Source organism: Streptomyces sp. NPDC059989 (assembly GCF_042736975.1).
Taxonomy (GTDB): Bacteria; Actinomycetota; Actinomycetes; order Streptomycetales; family Streptomycetaceae; genus Streptomyces.
Genome location: NZ_JBHWUO010000027.1, coordinates 98,320 through 115,393, shown reverse-complemented (window position 1 = coordinate 115,393; position 17,074 = coordinate 98,320). Strand labels below are relative to the sequence as shown.

Here is a 17,074-nt window from a genome sequence, read left to right as displayed (position 1 = left end):
GTATATTGACGAACTCTCTTTAATTGAAATCGGGGAGATTCTGAATATCCCTGTCGGCACCGTCAAGACAAGGATACACAGAGGCAGAGAGGCTCTTAGAAAACAATTGAGGGATCTTTAAGTGGGGTGATGAAATGAGCTGTCCTGAACAGATCGTGCAGCTTATGCATAAGCATCTTGATGGAGATATCCTTCCTGAAGATGAAAACGTATTAAAACAACATTTGCAGTCATGCGGGAATTGCAAACGGCATTTTCATGAAATGGAGAAATCCGTAGCACTCGTCCGAAGCACATCGCATGTCACGGCCCCTGCTGATTTTACTGCCAAAGTTATGGCGAATCTTCCAAAAGAGAAAAAACGCGCTTCTGTAAAACGATGGATCAAAACTCATCCGATGATTGCAGCCGCAGCGGTTTTTGTGATTTTAATGGGCGGCGGGCTCCCGCAGGGGCTGCGGCACGGACACCCGTACGGGCTCCAGCGGCGGCAGCGGCTGCGGCACCGGTGCGGCGCTCTCGCCGGTGCCCCACGACGTGGCCCGGGAGCCGCCCGCCGCGTCGGCGGCGCTCGGCGCCTCCGCGCCCAGCAGCTCCTGCGGCAGCACCAGTACGGCGAGGACGCCGCCGTAGATGTTGGACTTGAGCTCGACGGCGATCCCGTGCCGCCGGGCCAGTGCCGACACGACGAACAGGCCGATCCGCCCGTCGGCGAGCAGGTGCCGGACGCTGATCTGGTCGGGGTCGCCGAGCAGGGCGTTCATCCGGTGCTGTTCCTCGGCCGGCATGCCCAGCCCGCGGTCCTCCACCTCGACCGCGATCCCGGCGGTGACCCGTTCGGCGCGCAGCACCACGTCGGTGTCGGGAGCGGAGAACACCGTGGCGTTCTCGACCAGTTCGGCCAGCAGGTGCACCACGTCCGCGACGGCGTGGCCGCGTACGCTGCCGCCCGCCGGGGGGACGACCTTGACCCGCGTGTACTGCTCCACCTCGGCCACCGAGGAGCGGAGGACCTCGCTGAGGTCGATCGGCCGGGTCCACTGGCGGCGGGAGGCGGCGCCGCCGAGCACCGCGAGGTTCTCGGCGTGGCGGCGGATGCGGGTCGCGAGGTGGTCGACGTGGAAGAGCTCCTTGAGCAGGTCCGGGTCCTCGACCGTGTCCTCCAGCTCGTCCAGGAGCGAGATCTCGCGGTGGACGAGGGACTGCAGGCGGCGCGCGAGGTTGACGAAGACCTCGACCTTGCGCTCGCTGTCGGAGGGGGCGGCCGGGCCGGCCAACCGGACGAGGGTGGCGTGGGCCTGTTCGCGGGCGCCGCGCAGCTCCTGCGAGAGCAGCCAGAACTCGTCCACCCCCGCCGGGTCGGCGCCGGCCGGGGGCCCGGTGGGGCCGCCGCGCACCGGGCGGGGCGGGGTCTCGCCGCGCTCCAGCCGGTCGGCGACGGTGCGCAGCTCCTGGCGGCCGCGCACGCTGGAGCGGCGCAGCGCCTCGCAGCGGTCCCGGACGGCCTTGGCGGCGCGCTGGGCTCCGAGCAGGGCCGCCGCGAGGGCGCCGACGACGAGGAGCGCGCAGCCCGTGAGCACCGGCCAGAGCCGGGCGTCGCGCTCGCCTGCTCCGCCGCCGAGCTGGAGGGTGAAGATGACCGCGGCGGCGCCGCTGAGCCCGGCGGCGAGCGTGGGCAGTACGGCGGCGCGGACCAGCTGGGGGCGTATCTGCCGGCCCGGACCGGTGACGGCGTGTCTCGACGGGGCGTGTCTCGACGGGGCGTGGCGGGCGGCGCGGAGTCCGGACATCGGCGTCCTCGGTACGTGGGGCCCGGCCCCCAGCGATCCCGGGGCCCGGTGTTGATCACCGGGTACCCACGCTAGACCGCACCGTCCTGCCCCGGACTGCCAGTTGGGGAAGTTCGCGGGGGTGCTTCCCGCTCCCGGTGGAGCGCTCGTACGGGCGCCCGAATCCGCCGGGTCGCCTGCGGCGGGCTCGGCGGATTGCGGGGGCGGTCCGAATGCGCCGGTCGCCTGCGGCGGGGGGGGCCGGCGCACGCCCGGCTGCCTCCTCGGGCTCCTCGGGCCCATCCGGCTTCGCCGGCGTTTGAGGCGCGGGGTGCGGGGCGGAGCCCCACCGGCGAAGCCGCCGAGCACCGGTTCCGGTGGGGCCGGGCGCGCGCCGGGGCACCTCCTCGGGCGCCGAACGTGGCCAGGGGTCGGAGAGTGGCAGCCTTGTTGCGTTCGGCGCCCTGCGGGGGCGCCCCGCCACACACCCGGCCCCACCGCAACCTCAGCCGTACCTCCCTTTACGAGCCGACGGCCTCCGGTTCCTCTCTGATGACCGGCTGCAGGCGGTCTGTGGTGATCGGGAGGGGGGGTCGGGTGGGGGTGGTGGGGGCGCCTGCCACGAAGGGGCGCCACCACGGGTTGGCGGGGGCGTCCGGGGCGGACGGTTCGAACGGCTGGCCCGGGATCGGGAGGGCTACCGCCGCTCCGGCTCCCTCGGCCGCGGCCAGGGTGCCCTCGCCCGGCTCGTCCCAGGAGTGCGGGGCCAGGTTGAAGGTGCCCCAGTGGATGGGCAGCATCGTGCCGTGCGGGGTGCCGCCCTGGAGGTCGAGGTGGGCGCGCATGCCCTCCTCGGGCGTCATGTGGATGTCGGGCCAGTACTCCGAATAGGCGCCGATCTGGATCATCGTCGCGTCGAAGGGGCCGTGCTCGGCGCCGATCTCCTTGAAGCCGGGGAAGTAGCCGGTGTCCCCGCTGTGGTAGATCCGGTGCTCGTCGCCCGCGACGACCCAGGAGGCCCACAGGGTGTGCTGCTGGTTGCGCAGCCCGCGTCCGCAGAAGTGCCGGGCGGGGGTCGCGGTGAGCGAGAGGCCGGCGATCTTGGTGGTCTCGTTCCAGTCCAGCTCGCGCAGCCGGTCGGCCGACACGCCCCAGCGCTCCAGGTGCGCGCCGACGCCCAGCGGGACGGCGAAGACGGTGTCCGTACCGGCCAGGGCCTTGATCGTGGGGAGGTCGAGGTGGTCGTAGTGGTCGTGCGAGATGACCACGACGTCGACCGTGCCCAGGGAGGCGAGGGGCACCGGTACGGGGTGCAGGCGCTTGGGGCCCGCGAAGGGGAAGGGGGAGCAGCGCTCGCCCCACACCGGGTCGAAGAGCACCCGGCGCCCGTCGATCTCCGCGAGCACGCTGGAGTGGCCCATCCAGGTCAGCCGCAGCCCGCTGACCGGCGGCTTCGCCAGCTCCGCGAGGGTGGTCGGGTACACGGGGATCGGCGCGCCGGGGCTGCGCCGGAGGCGCTGCTCCTTGTGGAAGTAGATCTTGGCGAACTCCTTCATCGACCCGGAGGGCCTGGTCCGGGCGCCGACCGGGTTCTGGAAGACGCCGTCGGCGAAGTTCGGCGAGCGGCGGATCCGCTCCAGCCGGGCGCCGGACGGGTCCGCGCCGAAGGCTTCGGGCCGCAGGGCACGCAGCCGAGGGCGCAGGGGACTGGAGCCGGTCAAGGCGCCTCCTGGGAGGAAGGGGTCGGGATGGTCGTCGGTCTACGACCATCCCAACGCACACGTGCCCCGAAGGATTCCGCTTGCGGCCCCCGCTCCCCTCCCGCCCCGCCTACAGCGGCAGCAGATCCGGTCGCTTCGCCTCCACGTGGTCTCCGGAGGACTCCCCGCGCAGCCTCCGGCCGATCCACGGCACCAGGTGCTCGCGCGCCCACTGGATGTTGTCCCGGGTCACGTCGACCGAGCCGCGCGGCCGCTGCGGCGGCCACGGCTGGTCGGGGTCGGTGGGCACCTCCAGCCCGAGCACCTGCGCGGCGCGCAGCGCGACCCGGGTGTGCCCCTCGGGCGACAGGTGCAGCCGGTCCGCGTCCCAGGCCCGCCGGTCCTGTACGGACTTCAGCGACCAGAGGTCGAGCACCGGGCAGTCGTAGCGGTCGGCGATGGCGCGGACGTGCGCGCTGTACGTCGCCACCTTGCCCCGGAGGTGCTTGAGGACCGGCACGCCCCGGGTGTCGAAGCCGGTGGTGATCATGACCTGGCCGACGGCCCCGGTGAGGTCGGCGACGGCCGCCTCGAACCGCTCCGCCACGTCGTCGGGGTCGCTGCCGGGCCGGATGATGTCGTTGCCGCCCGCGCAGAAGCTCACGAGGTCCGGGGCGAGCTCCTTGGCCCGCGGGACCTGTTCGGCCACGATCTGGTCGAGGAGCCGGCCGCGCACGGCCAGGTTCGCATAGCGGAAGTCGTGCTCGTCCCGCCGATCGGCCAGGAGCACGGCGAGCCGGTCCGCCCAGCCGAGATAGGAGTCACCGGGCCCCGGGTCCCCCACGCCTTCGGTGAAGCTGTCCCCGATCGCCGCGTACGAGCCGATGGTCTTGAATGTCGTCGTCGTCGCTGCCACGACAACATCCTTCACTCCCGTAACCAACCTACGCCAACGTAATGAGGGGTTGACGGACCGTGATCTATACCACCCGGGGGATAAGGAATAAGTACACGTGAGGCCGGGACCCCCTCGGGTCCCGGCCTGACGTGTGTCCGTGCGCCGACGGCGGGTGCCGTCAGATGCTGACGCCCTTGGTGCGGAGGTAGGCGAGCGGGTCGATGTCCGAGCCGTAGGACGGGCCCGTACGGATCTCGAAGTGCAGGTGCGGGCCGGTCGAGTTGCCCGTGGAGCCGGAGAGGCCGATGCTCTGGCCGGCGGTGACGCTCTGGCCCACCGAGACGGCGAGCGAGGACAGGTGGCCGTACTGCGAGTACTTGCCGTCCGCGTGCCGGATGACGACCTCGTTGCCGTACGAGCCGCCCCATCCGGCGGAGACCACGGTGCCCGCGCCGACGGCCTTGACGGTGGTGCCGGAGCTCGCGATGAAGTCCACACCGGTGTGGTAGCCGGAGGACCACATGGCGCCGGAGGCCTTGTACTGGGTGGAGATCCCGCCGCCCACGGGGGCCACGAAGCCGGCGGCGCTCGGGGCCTTCGCCCCGGTGGACGAACCGGTGCTCTTCGGCTTCTGAGCCTGCTTCGGCTGCGGGGCGACGGGCGCCGGCGCGTCCTGCTCGGCGGCCTCGTCGGCGGGGGCCTCGGCCGGCGCGGGGGCCTCGGCCGGGGCGGACTCGGCGGCCGGAGCGGCCTCGCCCTTCGCGCCGAGCGTCAGCTTCAGGCCGGGGTGGATGAGGGAGGGGTTGGTGCCGACGGCCTCGCGGTTGTCGGCGTACAGCTGCTCCCAGCCGCCGGACAGGTGGCGCTCGGCGGCGATCTTGGAGAGGTAGTCGCCCGGCACGACCGTGTACACGGTCGGCGCGGCCTGGAGCGCGGCCGGAACCTGCGGGGCCGCGGCCGGAGCGACGGCGGGGGCCACCGCGGGAGCCGTGGCCGGAGCCGCGGCGGGGGTGCCGGCCGCCTGGGCGCCGGCGGCGCCCATCAGCGGCAGCGCGAGGGCCGCGCCACCGGTGCCTGCGGCGGCGAAACCGCGGGATATCGAAAGGGACTTGGGACGGCGGTGCTTACCCTTTGCAGGCATGGCGAATTCCTCTCCGGCGCCTGCGAGGTGAGCTGTCGGGTTCGGACTGGAGATGTCCGGCCGCACATGAACGGAACATGTACGGCTTCACCCCGAGCCGTCCCGGAATCAAACATCCGGGTCGGCGGCTTACCTGGTTCCCCCGCTCCTGCCGCGCGCGTGAATAGTCGGGTGCGGTTCCCGGGCGGCGGCAGGATTCGGCGGTCCACCCGGATCGATCGCGAAGGTAATCGAGTTCGGCCGCACCTAACAAGCCATGAATTCCCTGACGGAATCACAGGGATGAGGGATCAACGGAATTCCGGTCACCCTCTGTCCATTCCCCACCGTCAACAACCGCCCCGGCCGGGCCTTTCGGCTTTAGCGATCAGGCACTCACGGTCACCGTATGATCTGGCTCACGGGGACGTGCCCGATCTCGCCTCCGCTCATGGCAAGTTGGCGCCAAGTAGTGTAATTCGGACACCCTACGACGAAGCGGAGGAGTTCCTTGACCCAGCAGATACCCCCGGCCCCGCCGGTGAGTCCGCAGCCGGAGCCGGAGTTGACCGGAGTGCGCAATTTCCGCGATGTGGGTGGATTGCCGACATCCGACGGGCGAAGGGTCAGGACGGGACGACTGTTCCGAAGCGGACATCTCGCACATGCCACCGAAACCGATGCAGAGTTCCTCGGTTCGCTCGGACTGCACACCGTCTTCGACTTCCGCAACGCGGCCGACCACTCCCTGGAAGGGCCGGACGTCGCACTGCCGGGCGTGCGCAACGTCAACATCCCGCTGTCGGATCCGGCCGACGGCCGGGAGTTCTGGAAGATGGTCCGCGACGGCGACCTCGACCAGCTCCGCTCGCTCCTGGGCGACGGAAAGGCCGCGGCCCGGATGTCGAACTCCTACCGCGGGATGATCCGGCACCGCACCGCCGAGCACAGCCGGGTGGTGCACGCCCTCGCCGAGGACAGCGTCCCGGCCCTGATGCACTGCGCCGCCGGCAAGGACCGGGCGGGCCTGTCGATCGCCGTCACCCTGCTCGCGCTCGGCGTCCCGCGCGAGGCGATCGTGGCGGACTACCTGGAGTCGAACGCCCCGCACAACCGCTACCGGGTACGCCGCAGCAGCGAGTCGGCCGAGGCCCGCTCCCCCGAGGTGATGGAGCTGCTGGCGCCGCTCTTCGACGCCCGCGCCGAGTACCTGACGGCCGCCTTCGACACCATCGACGAGCACTGGGGCGGCGTGGACCGCTACCTGGAGCAGGGCCTCGGGCTCACCCCCGAGGCGCTCGACCGCCTCCGCGGCCGGCTGCTCGACTGAGGACCGGGCCGGAGGGGCGCGCGAAGCGCCCCTCCGGCCCAGCTGTACGTCGCGACTCCCCCACAGGGCCCCGGCAGGCCGTCACCGGTTGCCGACGGCCTGCTTCACCAGCGTCCTGCCGAAGTCCCACATCAGCCCCGAGCCGCCGTGCGCCTCGTCCATGACCTCGCGGAAGGCGCCGACGAACCGGTCGACGTCCCGCTCGTCCACGATCAGCGGCGGAATGAGCTTGATGACCTCCAGGTGATCTCCTGACACCTGGGTGAGGATCCGGTGCTTCTGCAGCAGCGGCACCACGACCATCTGGGCGAAGAGCCCCTTGCGGGCCGCCTGGAGCATGGTCCACCGGCTGCGCAGCCCCAGCGAGGACGGCCGGCCGAACTCGATGCCGATCATCAGCCCGCGCCCCCGCACCTCGTGCAGCAGCTCGTACTCGTCCACCAGGGCCGCGAGCCGCCCGCGCAGCAGGTCGCCCATCGCCCGGGCGTTGGCCACGACCTCCTCGTCCTCCATGACGGACAGCACCGCAAGCCCGGCCGCCATCGCCTGCGCGTTGGAGCCGAAGCTCGCGGAGTGCACGAGGACCCGGTCCATGGACGAGTAGACCTTCTTGAAGATCCAGTCCTTGCCCAGGGTCGCGCCGACCGGCACGTAGCCGCCCGACAGCGCCTTGGCCACGCAGACCAGGTCCGGCTCCACCCCCGGCTCGTGCTGGTACGCGTAGAAGTCCCCGGTGCGTCCGAGGCCGGTCTGCACCTCGTCCGCGATCAGCAGCGCCTTGTGGCGGCGCAGCAGCTCCTGCGCGGCGAGCAGGAATCCGGGCGGGGCGGCCAGCACGCCCTTGCCCTGGATCGGTTCGACGACGAAGGCGGCCACGTCCCCGCGCTTCAGCTCCTGCTCCAGGGCGGCCAGGTCGCCGAGCGCGATCTTCGTGTCGGGGAGCAGGGGCGCGAAGCCGTCCCGGAAGCCGCCCTCCCCGTTCACCGACAGCGACCCCGTGGTGAGCCCGTGGAAGGCGTGGTCGCAGTAGAGGATCCTGGGCCGCCCGGTGGCGTACCGGGCGAACTTCAGGGCCGTCTCCACCGCCTCGGTGCCGCTGTTGCCGAAGAAGACCCGGTCCAGGTGCGGGCTGTACGAGAGCAGCTTCTCGGCCAGCAGCCCGGGCAGCGGCTGGCAGTCGAAGCGGGTGAGGTCGGCGAGCTGGGCGTCCAGGACGTCGTGCAGCGCGCGGCGGACCACCGGGTGGTGCCGGCCCAGGCCCATCACCCCGAAGCCGGCCAGCATGTCGAGGTAGTCGTTGCCCTCGGCATCCCAGAAGTGGGCGCCCTCGGCCCGTTCGTAGACCTTGTCGAAGCCGATGGTGTGCAGCATCCGGGGGAGCTGGTGGTTGAGGTGGCGGGCGTGGAGTTCGTAGCGCTCCCCGCCGCGCTCGGCCAGCAGGGCGCCGAGGTCGAAGCCCTTGCCCCGGCCGCCCTCCTCCCCCTGTCCGGCCGGCGTCATGCCGACTTCTCCCGGTTCCCGCCGATCGTCTCCCGGGCCGCGCGCAGGGACTCCTTGAGGGAGCCCATGGTGGCGAGGACGGCGGTGGGCTCGTAGCCGCAGTGCGCCATGCAGTTCGCGCAGCGCGGGTCCTTGCCGCGGCCGTACTTGCTCCAGTCGGTGTCGTTGATGAGTTCCCGGTAGGTGGGCACGTAGCCGTCGCTCATCAGGTAGCAGGGGCGCTGCCAGCCGAAGAGGGAGTAATTCGGAATGGCCCAGGCCGTGCAGGGGAAATCGGCCTTTCCTTCCAGGAAGTCGAGGAAGAGCGGCGAGTGGTTGAGCCGCCACCGCCTGCGGTTGCCGCCCGCGAAGGCCTTCTTGAAGAGTTCGCGGGTCTGTTCGACGCCGAGGAAATGCTCCTGGTCGGGGGCCTTTTCGTAGGCGTAGGCCGGCGAGATCATCATCTCGTCCACCTGGAGGTCGTCATTGAGGTAGTTGAGCACCTCGATGATGGTCTGCGGGGTGTCCGTGTTGAAGAAGGTGGAGTTGGTGGTCACCCGGAATCCGCGCCGCTTCGCCTCCTTGATGGCCGCGACCGCCTCGTCGAAGACGCCTTCCTTGGCCACCGACTCGTCGTGGCGTTCGCGCAGGCCGTCGATGTGCACGGCGAAGGCGAAATACGGGGACGGGGTGAACTTCTCGATCTTCTTGCGCAGGAGCATCGCATTGGTGCAGAGGAATACATACTTCCGCTTGGCCACCAACTGGCGCACGATCTCGTGGATCTGCGGGTGCATCAAGGGCTCGCCGCCCGCGATGGACACCATGGGCGCGCCGGACTCCAGCACGGCCCCGACCGCCTGGGCGACCGGCATGCGCTGCTTGAGCACCCCGGCCGGATGCTGGATCTTCCCGCAGCCTTCACACGCGAGGTTGCAGGCGTAGAGCGGTTCCAGCTCGACGATCAGGGGGAACTTCTCACGCTTGCGGAGCTTCTGTTCGAGAAGATAGGTCCCGACCCTGATGGTCTGGCGCAGCGGCATGGCCATCTGGCTCACCTCCTGGGGAGCAGCAAAGAACGGTGCCAGTCATAAAACGCGGGCAGTACGGCACGCAGAACGCGGAAGGCCGATATTCCTCCGCGGACCGTGCCGATACGGACGAGCTCATGCTCCGGAGCGTCCACGATCACCCGGACGGCCGCAACAGGGCGGTTGCCGGCGCGGGTGGCGGCCCACAGGGTGGCCGCGGACTCCATGTCGACCGCGATGGCGCCGGTGGCGCGCAGCTGCGCGCGCTCCTGGCCGCGGACGACGTGGTCGGATCCGGTCAGTGCGCCGAGGTGCACGGTGCGGCCCGGGGCGGCCCGGGCCAGTGCCTCGGCGAGCAGGGTGGTGCCGGTGCAGGGGACGGTCCCCTGCGGGTCCCGGGTCTCCTCGGCGACGACCAGGTCGCCGGGGTGCATGCCGGGGACCAGCCCGGCGCAGAATCCGGTCGCGAGGACGGCGGCCCGGTCCATCCCCGGCCGCTCCAGGGCCCGGGCGACGGCCCGCTCGGCCGCGCGGGGGCCCATCCCGGTGCGCAGCAGCCCGTACGCCTCGGGCGCGCCGCGGGGCGCGCCGCGCAGGGCCGCCTGCTCGATGCGCAGGGCGCAGGCGACCAGCAGCGGGTCCGGGTTCCCGGCTCTCTCGCCCCTGGCGGCCGGCATCAGGACTCCCCGGAGGGGGCGAACGGTTCCCCGTACAGGTAGCGGCCGAGCGCGGTGAGCGGGAACACCTGGCGGTACAGGTGGTAGTTGATGGAGAAGTCCCAGGGGAAGCCGGTGCCGGTGAACCAGGGCTCGTCCCAGGATCCGTCCGGTTCTTGCGTCCGTACGAGGTACTCGATGCCGCGTTCGACGGCCTTGCCGTCACGCTCGCCGGCCGAGAGCAGGGCCATCAGCGCCCACGCGGTCTGCGAGGCGGTGGAGGCGCCCTTCCCGGCCCACGACCGGTCCTTGTAGGAGCGCTGGTCCTCGCCCCACCCGCCGTCCTCGTTCTGTACGGATTCCAGCCAGCGCACGGCCCGCCGGATCGCGGGATGCGAGGGGGCGATGCCGGCGGCGGTCAGGGCCGGGACCACCGACCCGGTGCCGTAGACGTAGTTGGTGCCCCAGCGGCCGAACCAGGCGCCCTCCGGCTCCTGTTCGGCGAGCAGCCAGGCGATGCCGCGGCGGGTGCGGGCGTCGCCCGCCCTGCCCTCGAAGGCGAGCATCTCGACGACGTGGGCGGTGACGTCGGCCGAGGGCGGGTCGATGACCTCGCCGAAGTCGCAGAAGGGCAGCCTGTTCGGGAAGGGGCTGGTGTTGTCGGCGTCGAAGGCGGCCCAGGCGCCGTTCTTCGACTGCATGCCGAGGTTCCAGGAGACGCCGCGGGCGATGGCCGCCTCGACGCGGGCGGGGTCGGGGTGCTTGATGCGGCGCAGCGCGAGCACGACCTCGGCGGTGTCGTCGATGTCGGGGTAGGTGTCGTTGTGGAACTCGAACGCCCAGCCACCGGGGGCGAGTCCGGGCCGCCGTACCGCCCAGTCCCCGCTGCGGGCGATCTCCTCGCCGAGCATCCAGTCGGCGGCCTTGACCAGCGCCGGATGGTCGGGGCGCAGGCCCGCGTCGGCGAGCGCGATCGCGGCGAGGCAGGTGTCCCAGACCGGGGACTGGCAGGCCTCGATCATGCGGGCGCCGTCCTCGCGCCACACCGCGAACCGGTCCAGGGATTCCAGGCCGGCCCGCATCACCGGGTGGCCCAGGTCGTAGCCGAGCAGGTGCAGGGCGATCACGGAGTACACGGCGGGGGGCTGGATCCCGCCCCAGCAGCCGTCGTTCTCCTGGCGTTCGACGATCCACCGGCCGGCGGTGGCCACGGCCGCCTTGCGGAGCCGGCGCGGGGCGAACCGGCGGTAGACGTGCAGGGCCTTGTCCATCCGCTGGAAGGCGCCGTCCCAACTGGCCAGCGGGGCGGGCGGTTTGGCGGTGTACGGTGCCCGGGCGTCGGTGTGCAGCTCGTCCAGGGCGAAGGGCGCGGGGCGGACGGGGCGCAGCGCGGAGACCACGGTGAGCGGCACGATGGTCTGGCGGGCCCAGCAGCCGAAGTCGTAGATGTTCAGCGGGACCCAGGGCGGCAGGAAGACCAGCTCGGGCGGGAGTTCGGGCAGGTGGTCCCAGCTCCACCAGCCGAAGAGGGCCAGCCAGATCCGGGTGAAGACCCGGGCGGCGGCGATCCCGCCGTGGGCCCGGATCCAGGCGGAGGCGCGGGCCATGTGCGGGGCGTCCGGGGCGTCCCCGGCGAGGCGCAGGGCGACGTACGCCTCGATGGTGGCGGACAGTTCGGGCGGCCCGCCGTGGAAGGTGGCCCAGGTGCCGTCCTCGCGCTGCTCGCCGCGGATGAACAGGGCGGCGGCCTGTGTGGTGGCCTCGTCCCGGATCCCGAGGAACTGCCGCAGCAGCAGGTCCTCGGCGTCCATGGTGACGTTGGTCTCCAGGTCGCCCTTCCACCACCCCTCGGGGTCCTGCCGCTCCAGCAGGTGCCGGGTCGCGCGCGCGGCGGCCTCCCGGACCCCTTCCGGCCCCTGCCCGTCGGGCGGTTCGGGCGGACCCGCGGCGGCCCGCGGGCCGGCCGCCTCCCGGCCGGGGTCGGGCCGCTCCGGCCGCAGGTCCGCGGGCCGTTCCGTGAGCGCGCTCACGTGCACCCGGGCGGGCGGCGCGGTGCCCGGGGCGGTCTCGCTGCCAGCGCCAGCGCCATCGGCGCTGCCGTCGGTCGTCGCTGTCATGGCTTCCCCTTCGTGCAGTCTGTCCTCTGCTGTGCTGGGGTCTGCCGTCGGTCGGTGCCGCGCCTTCAGTCCGAAGAAGTGGCACCGGCCGGCGACTCGCGATTCATATCCTCTTGTACGCGGCGTTCACCTCTTGCGTACGACGACGAAGTCGGCGAGGGCGACGAGCTGGTCGCGGACCTTCTGCGGCATGTCGACGTCGTCCAGGGCCCTGATCGCGACGGCGTGCTGCCGACGCGCCTCGTCGGCGGTCCACTGGCGGCCGCCGGCCGCCTCGATGAGCGCCGCGCGGGCCGCGAACTCCTCCTCGGAGAAGTTCTCGAAGTCGTTGCTCTTGGCGTCCGCGGCGAGCAGCTCGGCCAGTTCGACCGAGGCCGGGCCGCCGGCCGCGAGGGCGGCGACGACGGGCAGGGACTTCTTGCGCTGGCGCAGGTCGCTCCAGGTCTGCTTGCCGGTGGACTCCGGGTCGCCCCAGATGCCGAGCAGGTCGTCGATGGCCTGGAAGGCGAGGCCCAGGTGGTAGCCGTACTCCTCCAGCTTGTCGGCCGTACGGTCGTCCGCACCGCCGAGCACCGCCCCGATGGAGACCGCGCAGGCGAGCAGGGCGCCGGTCTTGTTGCCCTCCATCTCCAGGCACTCCTCGACGCTGACGCGCTCGCGGTGCTCGTAGGAGATGTCCTGGGCCTGGCCGTCGATGAGCTTGCGGCTGGCGGTGGTCAGCCGGCGTGCCGCGCGGCCCGCCTCCACCGTGCCGAGCTCCAGCAGCACCTCGTTGGCGAGGGCGAAGAGGGCGTCGCCGACCAGGATCGCGAGGGCGGGGCCGTGGACCTTCCACACGGTGTCGCGGTGGCGGCGCTGCTCGTCGCCGTCCATCAGGTCGTCGTGCAGCAGCGAGAAGTTGTGCACGAGCTCGACGGCGACGGCACCGGGGATGCCGACCTCGGCGGTGGCGCCGGCGGCCTCGGCGGAGAGCAGTGCGAGGGCGGGCCGGACGGCCTTGCCGCCGTCGCCGTCCGCCGGGTTGCCCTGGGCGTCGATCCAGCCGAAGTGGTAGGCGGCGACGGTGTCCATGGGCGCGGCGAGCCGGTCGACGGCGGCGCGGAGCGCGGGCGTCGACAGCGCGCGGCCGCGCTCCAGGAGGGCGATCGTGTCCGCCTTCTCCGCTCCCCCGCCGGCTGTGCCCACACTGGCATCCGTGTTCTCGACAGCCGGATTCCCCGGGTTCACTGGCTCTCCTCTTGTTCCTGTACGTGCTGTGCCGGTCGTGCTGGTGGTGATCGTCGTCATGCCGCCTCCTGCAGAGGGTGTTCGCGGGGGCGGCCGAGCGCGGCGAGTGCGGCGTGCGCCGCGCTCAGTCCGCTCCGGACGGCGCTCTCCATGGTCGCGGGCCAACCGGTGGCAGTCCACGCACCGGCCAGGTAGAGCCCCGGCGTGTCGGTCCGCGCCCCGGGGCGCAGCCGGCCGACGCCGGGGGTGGGGGCGAAGGTCGCCGTCCGCTCCCGGGTGACGAAGAAGTCCCGTACCTTGGCGCCGCGCGCGGCCGGCAGCAGCCGCTCCAGCTCGGGCAGGTACTTGGCGCGCAGGACGGAGACGGGTTCGTCGATGTCGTCCTGGGCGACGGACTGCGAGAGCGCGAGGTACTGGCCGCCGTCGGGGAGTCCGGAGGAGTCGGTGCGGTCGAAGACCCACTGCACCGGGGAGCCGAGCGCCGCGAAGAAGGGCTGCTTGAGCACCTTGCGGTCGTAGACGACGTGGACGTTGAGGATGGGCGCGGTGCCGATGTCGAGGAGCTTGTCCGGGTCGGGCAGTGCCCCGGCCGGGAGCAGTCCGTGTGCCTCGCGCTGCGGGACTGCGAGGACGACGGTGCCGGCGTCGAGGGACTCGTCCTCGGTGTCGACGCGCCAGTTCCCTTCGGGCGTACGGGAGATGGCGGTGACCCGGGTGCGCAGCTCGGTCCGTACGCCGGCCGCGTCGAGGGCCTTGCGGGCGAGCGTGTCGTGCAGGTCGCCGAGCGGTACGCGGGCCCAGCCGATGTCGGCGGCGCCGTTCTCGGAGAGCAGGCCGGTCTTGAAGACCATGGCGGCCAGGCCCAGCGAGGACTGCTCGGCGGTGGCGTTGAGCGTGGCGATGCCGACGAGGTCCCACAGGGCCTCGATGGTGCGCGGGGACTGGCCGTAGCGGCCGAGCCAGGTCGCGAAGTCCAGGCCGTCCAGGGCCGGGTCGGCGGGGTCCAGGCGGCGCAGCGCGAGGGCGGCGCGGCCGACGCTCAGGCGCTCCGCGAGGGAGAGGTGCGGGTAGCGGGCGAGGGAGCCGGCCAGGTGCAGGGGGACGGGCAGGGCGCTGCGGCGCAGCCGTCCCAGGCGCGGGCCGCCGGGGTGCGCGACGTCGAGGACGGGCACGTCGAGCCGGTCCTGCAGCGGGGCCAGGTCGGCGCCTTCCACGCGGTCGAGGAACCAGCGGTAGGCGGTGCAGCAGCGCAGGTAGACGTGCTGGCCGTTGTCGACGGTGAGGTCGCCGCGCTTGAAGGAGAAGGCGAGCCCGCCGAGCCGCGGGCGGCCTTCGAGCAGGGTGACTCGCAGTCCGGCGTCGGCGAGTTCGAGGGCGGTGGTGACCCCGGCGAGTCCGCCGCCGACGACGACGGCGCGGTTGTCGCTGTCGCTCATGCACCCTCCCCCGTCCTGTCGATGCCCGCCGGAGCGGCGGTCCATCGGTGCCACGCGTGTCGTGGCGTGGCCCTGGCCGGCTCCGCCGCGTGCCCGAACCGGTCGGCCCGGGCCGAGTGCAGCGCGGGTTCGGGCGCGCTCGACGGCCCGGCTCCGCCTGCGGCGACTGCGAAGCCCGCCGGAAGAGACGCGCCCGCCGCCGCGGTGGTTGCCCGGGCACGGCCTGCGCCGGGACGACCCGCCGGCCGCGGGTGCGGCACGGCGGTCGCGCACGCAGGGAACACGCCCGCGCGCGCCCCCGGGGCGGCAGCCGGGGACGAGCAGGTCGGGGCCGGAGGCCGGGTGGCCGGGGGCCGGGTGATCGGCGGCATCAGATCCGCCTCCGGGTGCTCTGACGGGAGATGGTCCGGGCGTCGAGGCCGGAGAGCCCGCGCACGGCGACGTACGCCTTCTCGTGCGGCGGCAGCGAGACGCGGCCCCGCAGCACCGCCTCCGGCTCCCGCTCGATGCGGTCGAGGAGGCGGCGGTAGATGCCGGCCATGGCGGCCACGCAGGCGCCGCTGCGCCGGTCGAGCATCGGCAGCAGCCGGTAGCCCTCGACGAACAGGGCCCGGGCGCGCCGGACTTCGTGGTGGACCAGCCCGGCGAAGTCGGAGCCTTCGGGAGCCCGGTCGCTGTGGAAGCCTTCCGAGCAGCCGAACTTGGCGAGGTCCTCGGCGGGCAGGTAGGTGCGCCCGTTGCCGGCGTCCTCGCGAACGTCCCGGAGGATGTTGGTGAGTTGCAGGGCGAGGCCGAGCGTGTCGGCGTACTCGCCGGCGCGGTCGGCGTCGCGCGCTCCGGCCGTGGTGCCGAACACGCCGAGCGAGAGCCGTCCGATGGCCCCGGCCACGCAGCGGCAGTAGACCTTGAGGTCGTCCCAGGTCTCGTAGGTCTCGCCGCGCACGTCCATCAGGACGCCGTCGATGAGCTCGTCGAGGCCGCCGAGCGGGATGGGGAAGCGGCGCGCGGCGTGCGCGAGGGCGACGGCGACCGGGTCGGTGTCGTCCTCGTCGATCTCCTCGGCCCGGATCCGTCCGAGCAGGGCGCGGGTCTCCTCCAGGCGGGCCAGCTTGGCGTCGGGCGCCAGCGTGCCGTCGCCGATGTCGTCGACCCGCCGGGAGAAGGCGTACAGCGCGGACATCGCCTGCCGCTTGTCGGTCGGCAGCAACCGGATCCCGTACGCGAAGTTGCGCGCCTGTGATCCGGTGACGGCCTCGCAGTAGCTGTACGCCGCCGAAACCGGTGCGGACAGTGCGGTCGGTGCGGACGCGTGTGTGGGGCCCTCCACCGGGCTCACCCCTTTCTCGGCGCTGTGCGCAGGACGGCGGCCACCTCGCGGAGCAGACCGCTCCTGGTGGGCTTGGGCGGGCCGGGAAGTACGTCGAAGCCGGCGGCGGTGACGGCTCGCAGGGCTGCCCGCCCCCCTCCCACGAAGCCCGCGAGGAGCAGTCGGAGTCTGCCGTGCACGCTACCCACGAGCGGGGTGCCTTCATTCAGGAGCTCGCGTGCGCGTTCAGTTTCGAATGCGACCAGGGCGCGTACGGACGCGCCGGCGGTCGGGGCCTTCAGATCGGCCTCGCCGACGTGGAAGCGCCGCATGTCCTCGGCGGGGAGGTAGATCCGGTCCCGGCCGAGGTCCTCGGCCACGTCCTGGAGGTGTTCGGCGATCTGCAGGGCGGTGCAGACCGCGTCGGAGCGGCGGATCCGCTCGGGGGTGGCGGTGCCGGTGAGGGACAGCACGAGGCGGCCCACCGGGTTGGCGGAGAGCTCGCAGTAGGCGAGGAGGTCCCCGTACGTCTCGTAGCGCGCGATCCGTTGGTCCTGGCGGTTGGCCTCGATCAGCGCGAGGAACGGCTCGGGGGCGAGGCCGTGTTCGCGGACGACGGGCTGCAGGGCGAGGAGCAGGGGGTGGCGCGGGGGGCCGTCGGTGCCGCCGAACACGCGCAGCAGGTCGGCCTCGAAGGCGTCGAGCATGGCGGGGCGGTCGTCGGCGGCGGCCGGGTCGAGGCCGAGCAGGACGGCGTCGCGGCCGCCGGGGGCGAGGTCGCCGTCGCCGATGTCGTCGACGAGTCGGGCGTATCCGTACACCGCCATCAGGCCATCCCGCCAGGCGCGGGGGAGGAAGGCGGGGGCGACGGGGAAGTTCTCCGTCGCGGCCTTGTCGAGGGTGGCGCGCGCGTGGGCCGTGTCGGACTGGGGACGGATGCCGTGCCCCGGGGTCACCGCCCGCCGCCCGGGGCGGGGACGGCCGTAATGCCTGGGGGCCGGAGAA

General features: G+C 72.4%; 13 protein-coding genes, 2 pseudogenes and 1 riboswitch. Of the genes and pseudogenes, 3 read left to right on the top strand and 12 right to left on the bottom strand.

The genetic code is table 11. The annotated features are described in order from the left end of the window. On the top strand, window positions 1-121 hold a 121-nt coding region (locus ACFWBN_RS24200), incomplete at its 5' end, for a sigma factor-like helix-turn-helix DNA-binding protein (RefSeq protein ID WP_385178999.1). Window positions 122-134: 13 nt separating this feature from the next. Next, window positions 135-233, top strand: a pseudogene (locus ACFWBN_RS24195) (zf-HC2 domain-containing protein); the annotation flags it as partial. A 207-nt stretch (window positions 234-440) separates the two neighbouring features. Here the strand turns inward: ACFWBN_RS24195 and ACFWBN_RS24190 are convergent. From ACFWBN_RS24190 to ACFWBN_RS24175, 4 genes and pseudogenes are all read right to left on the bottom strand, one after another. Continuing rightward, a pseudogene (locus ACFWBN_RS24190) lies at window positions 441-1,790 on the bottom strand (sensor histidine kinase); the annotation flags it as partial. A 500-nt stretch (window positions 1,791-2,290) separates the two neighbouring features. Beyond that, window positions 2,291-3,490 carry an MBL fold metallo-hydrolase gene (locus ACFWBN_RS24185; protein WP_385178996.1) on the bottom strand — a complete coding sequence of 400 codons (1,200 nt, stop codon included), beginning with the start codon at window positions 3,488-3,490 and terminating at the stop codon, window positions 2,291-2,293. 109 nt (window positions 3,491-3,599) lie between these two features. Continuing rightward, window positions 3,600-4,385: an SGNH/GDSL hydrolase family protein gene (locus tag ACFWBN_RS24180; RefSeq protein WP_385178995.1), complete on the bottom strand. Its 786-nt coding sequence runs from the start codon at window positions 4,383-4,385 to the stop codon at window positions 3,600-3,602. Window positions 4,386-4,545: 160 nt separating this feature from the next. Then, on the bottom strand, window positions 4,546-5,508 hold the full coding sequence (locus ACFWBN_RS24175; RefSeq protein ID WP_385178994.1) for a LysM peptidoglycan-binding domain-containing M23 family metallopeptidase: 963 nt from the start codon (window positions 5,506-5,508) through the stop codon (window positions 4,546-4,548). Between the two features lie 4 nt (window positions 5,509-5,512). Beyond that, window positions 5,513-5,721, bottom strand: a riboswitch (cyclic di-AMP (ydaO/yuaA leader). A 277-nt stretch (window positions 5,722-5,998) separates the two neighbouring features. On the opposite strand from ACFWBN_RS24175, the gene ACFWBN_RS24170 reads away from it, so the two are divergent. After that, window positions 5,999-6,817, top strand: coding sequence for a tyrosine-protein phosphatase (locus tag ACFWBN_RS24170; protein ID WP_385178993.1), 819 nt, complete (start codon window positions 5,999-6,001; stop codon window positions 6,815-6,817). Window positions 6,818-6,898: 81 nt separating this feature from the next. On the opposite strand, the gene ACFWBN_RS24165 is transcribed toward ACFWBN_RS24170, so the two are convergent. The 8 genes from ACFWBN_RS24165 to hpnC form a co-directional block, all read right to left on the bottom strand. Beyond that, on the bottom strand, window positions 6,899-8,317 hold the full coding sequence (locus tag ACFWBN_RS24165) for an aspartate aminotransferase family protein (RefSeq protein WP_385178992.1): 1,419 nt from the start codon (window positions 8,315-8,317) through the stop codon (window positions 6,899-6,901). Further along, entirely contained in the window at window positions 8,314-9,345 is a 1,032-nt protein-coding gene (gene hpnH, locus ACFWBN_RS24160; RefSeq protein WP_385178991.1) for an adenosyl-hopene transferase HpnH, read from the bottom strand. The genes ACFWBN_RS24165 and hpnH overlap by 4 nt, the downstream gene beginning before the upstream one ends. 5 nt (window positions 9,346-9,350) lie before the next feature. Next, window positions 9,351-10,004 carry a 1-hydroxy-2-methyl-2-butenyl 4-diphosphate reductase gene (locus tag ACFWBN_RS24155; RefSeq protein WP_385178990.1) on the bottom strand — a complete coding sequence of 218 codons (654 nt, stop codon included), beginning with the start codon at window positions 10,002-10,004 and terminating at the stop codon, window positions 9,351-9,353. Next, entirely contained in the window at window positions 10,004-12,100 is a 2,097-nt protein-coding gene (gene shc / locus ACFWBN_RS24150) for a squalene--hopene cyclase (RefSeq protein WP_385178989.1), read from the bottom strand. The genes ACFWBN_RS24155 and shc overlap by 1 nt, the downstream gene beginning before the upstream one ends. Before the next feature lie 126 nt (window positions 12,101-12,226). Next, window positions 12,227-13,327, bottom strand: a complete 1,101-nt coding sequence (locus ACFWBN_RS24145) for a polyprenyl synthetase family protein (protein ID WP_385178988.1) — start codon at window positions 13,325-13,327, stop codon at window positions 12,227-12,229. A 56-nt stretch (window positions 13,328-13,383) separates the two neighbouring features. After that, window positions 13,384-14,763, bottom strand: coding sequence for a hydroxysqualene dehydroxylase HpnE (gene hpnE, locus ACFWBN_RS24140; RefSeq protein ID WP_385178987.1), 1,380 nt, complete (start codon window positions 14,761-14,763; stop codon window positions 13,384-13,386). Window positions 14,764-15,133: 370 nt separating this feature from the next. After that, entirely contained in the window at window positions 15,134-16,099 is a 966-nt protein-coding gene (hpnD, locus tag ACFWBN_RS24135) for a presqualene diphosphate synthase HpnD (RefSeq protein WP_385178986.1), read from the bottom strand. Beyond that, window positions 16,096-17,025, bottom strand: a complete 930-nt coding sequence (hpnC, locus tag ACFWBN_RS24130) for a squalene synthase HpnC (protein WP_385178985.1) — start codon at window positions 17,023-17,025, stop codon at window positions 16,096-16,098. Before hpnC ends, hpnD begins: the two co-directional genes overlap by 4 nt. Window positions 17,026-17,074 lie beyond the last annotated feature (49 nt).

Coding starts and splice junctions, on each gene's coding strand:
- ACFWBN_RS24175 (WP_385178994.1), bottom strand. CDS start 5,508: ATGCCTGCAAAGGGTAAGCACCGCCGTCCCAAGTCCCTTTCGATATCC.
- ACFWBN_RS24165 (WP_385178992.1), bottom strand. CDS start 8,317: ATGACGCCGGCCGGACAGGGGGAGGAGGGCGGCCGGGGCAAGGGCTTC.
- hpnH (WP_385178991.1), bottom strand. CDS start 9,345: ATGGCCATGCCGCTGCGCCAGACCATCAGGGTCGGGACCTATCTTCTC.
- ACFWBN_RS24155 (WP_385178990.1), bottom strand. CDS start 10,004: ATGCCGGCCGCCAGGGGCGAGAGAGCCGGGAACCCGGACCCGCTGCTG.
- shc (WP_385178989.1), bottom strand. CDS start 12,100: ATGACAGCGACGACCGACGGCAGCGCCGATGGCGCTGGCGCTGGCAGC.
- hpnE (WP_385178987.1), bottom strand. CDS start 14,763: ATGAGCGACAGCGACAACCGCGCCGTCGTCGTCGGCGGCGGACTCGCC.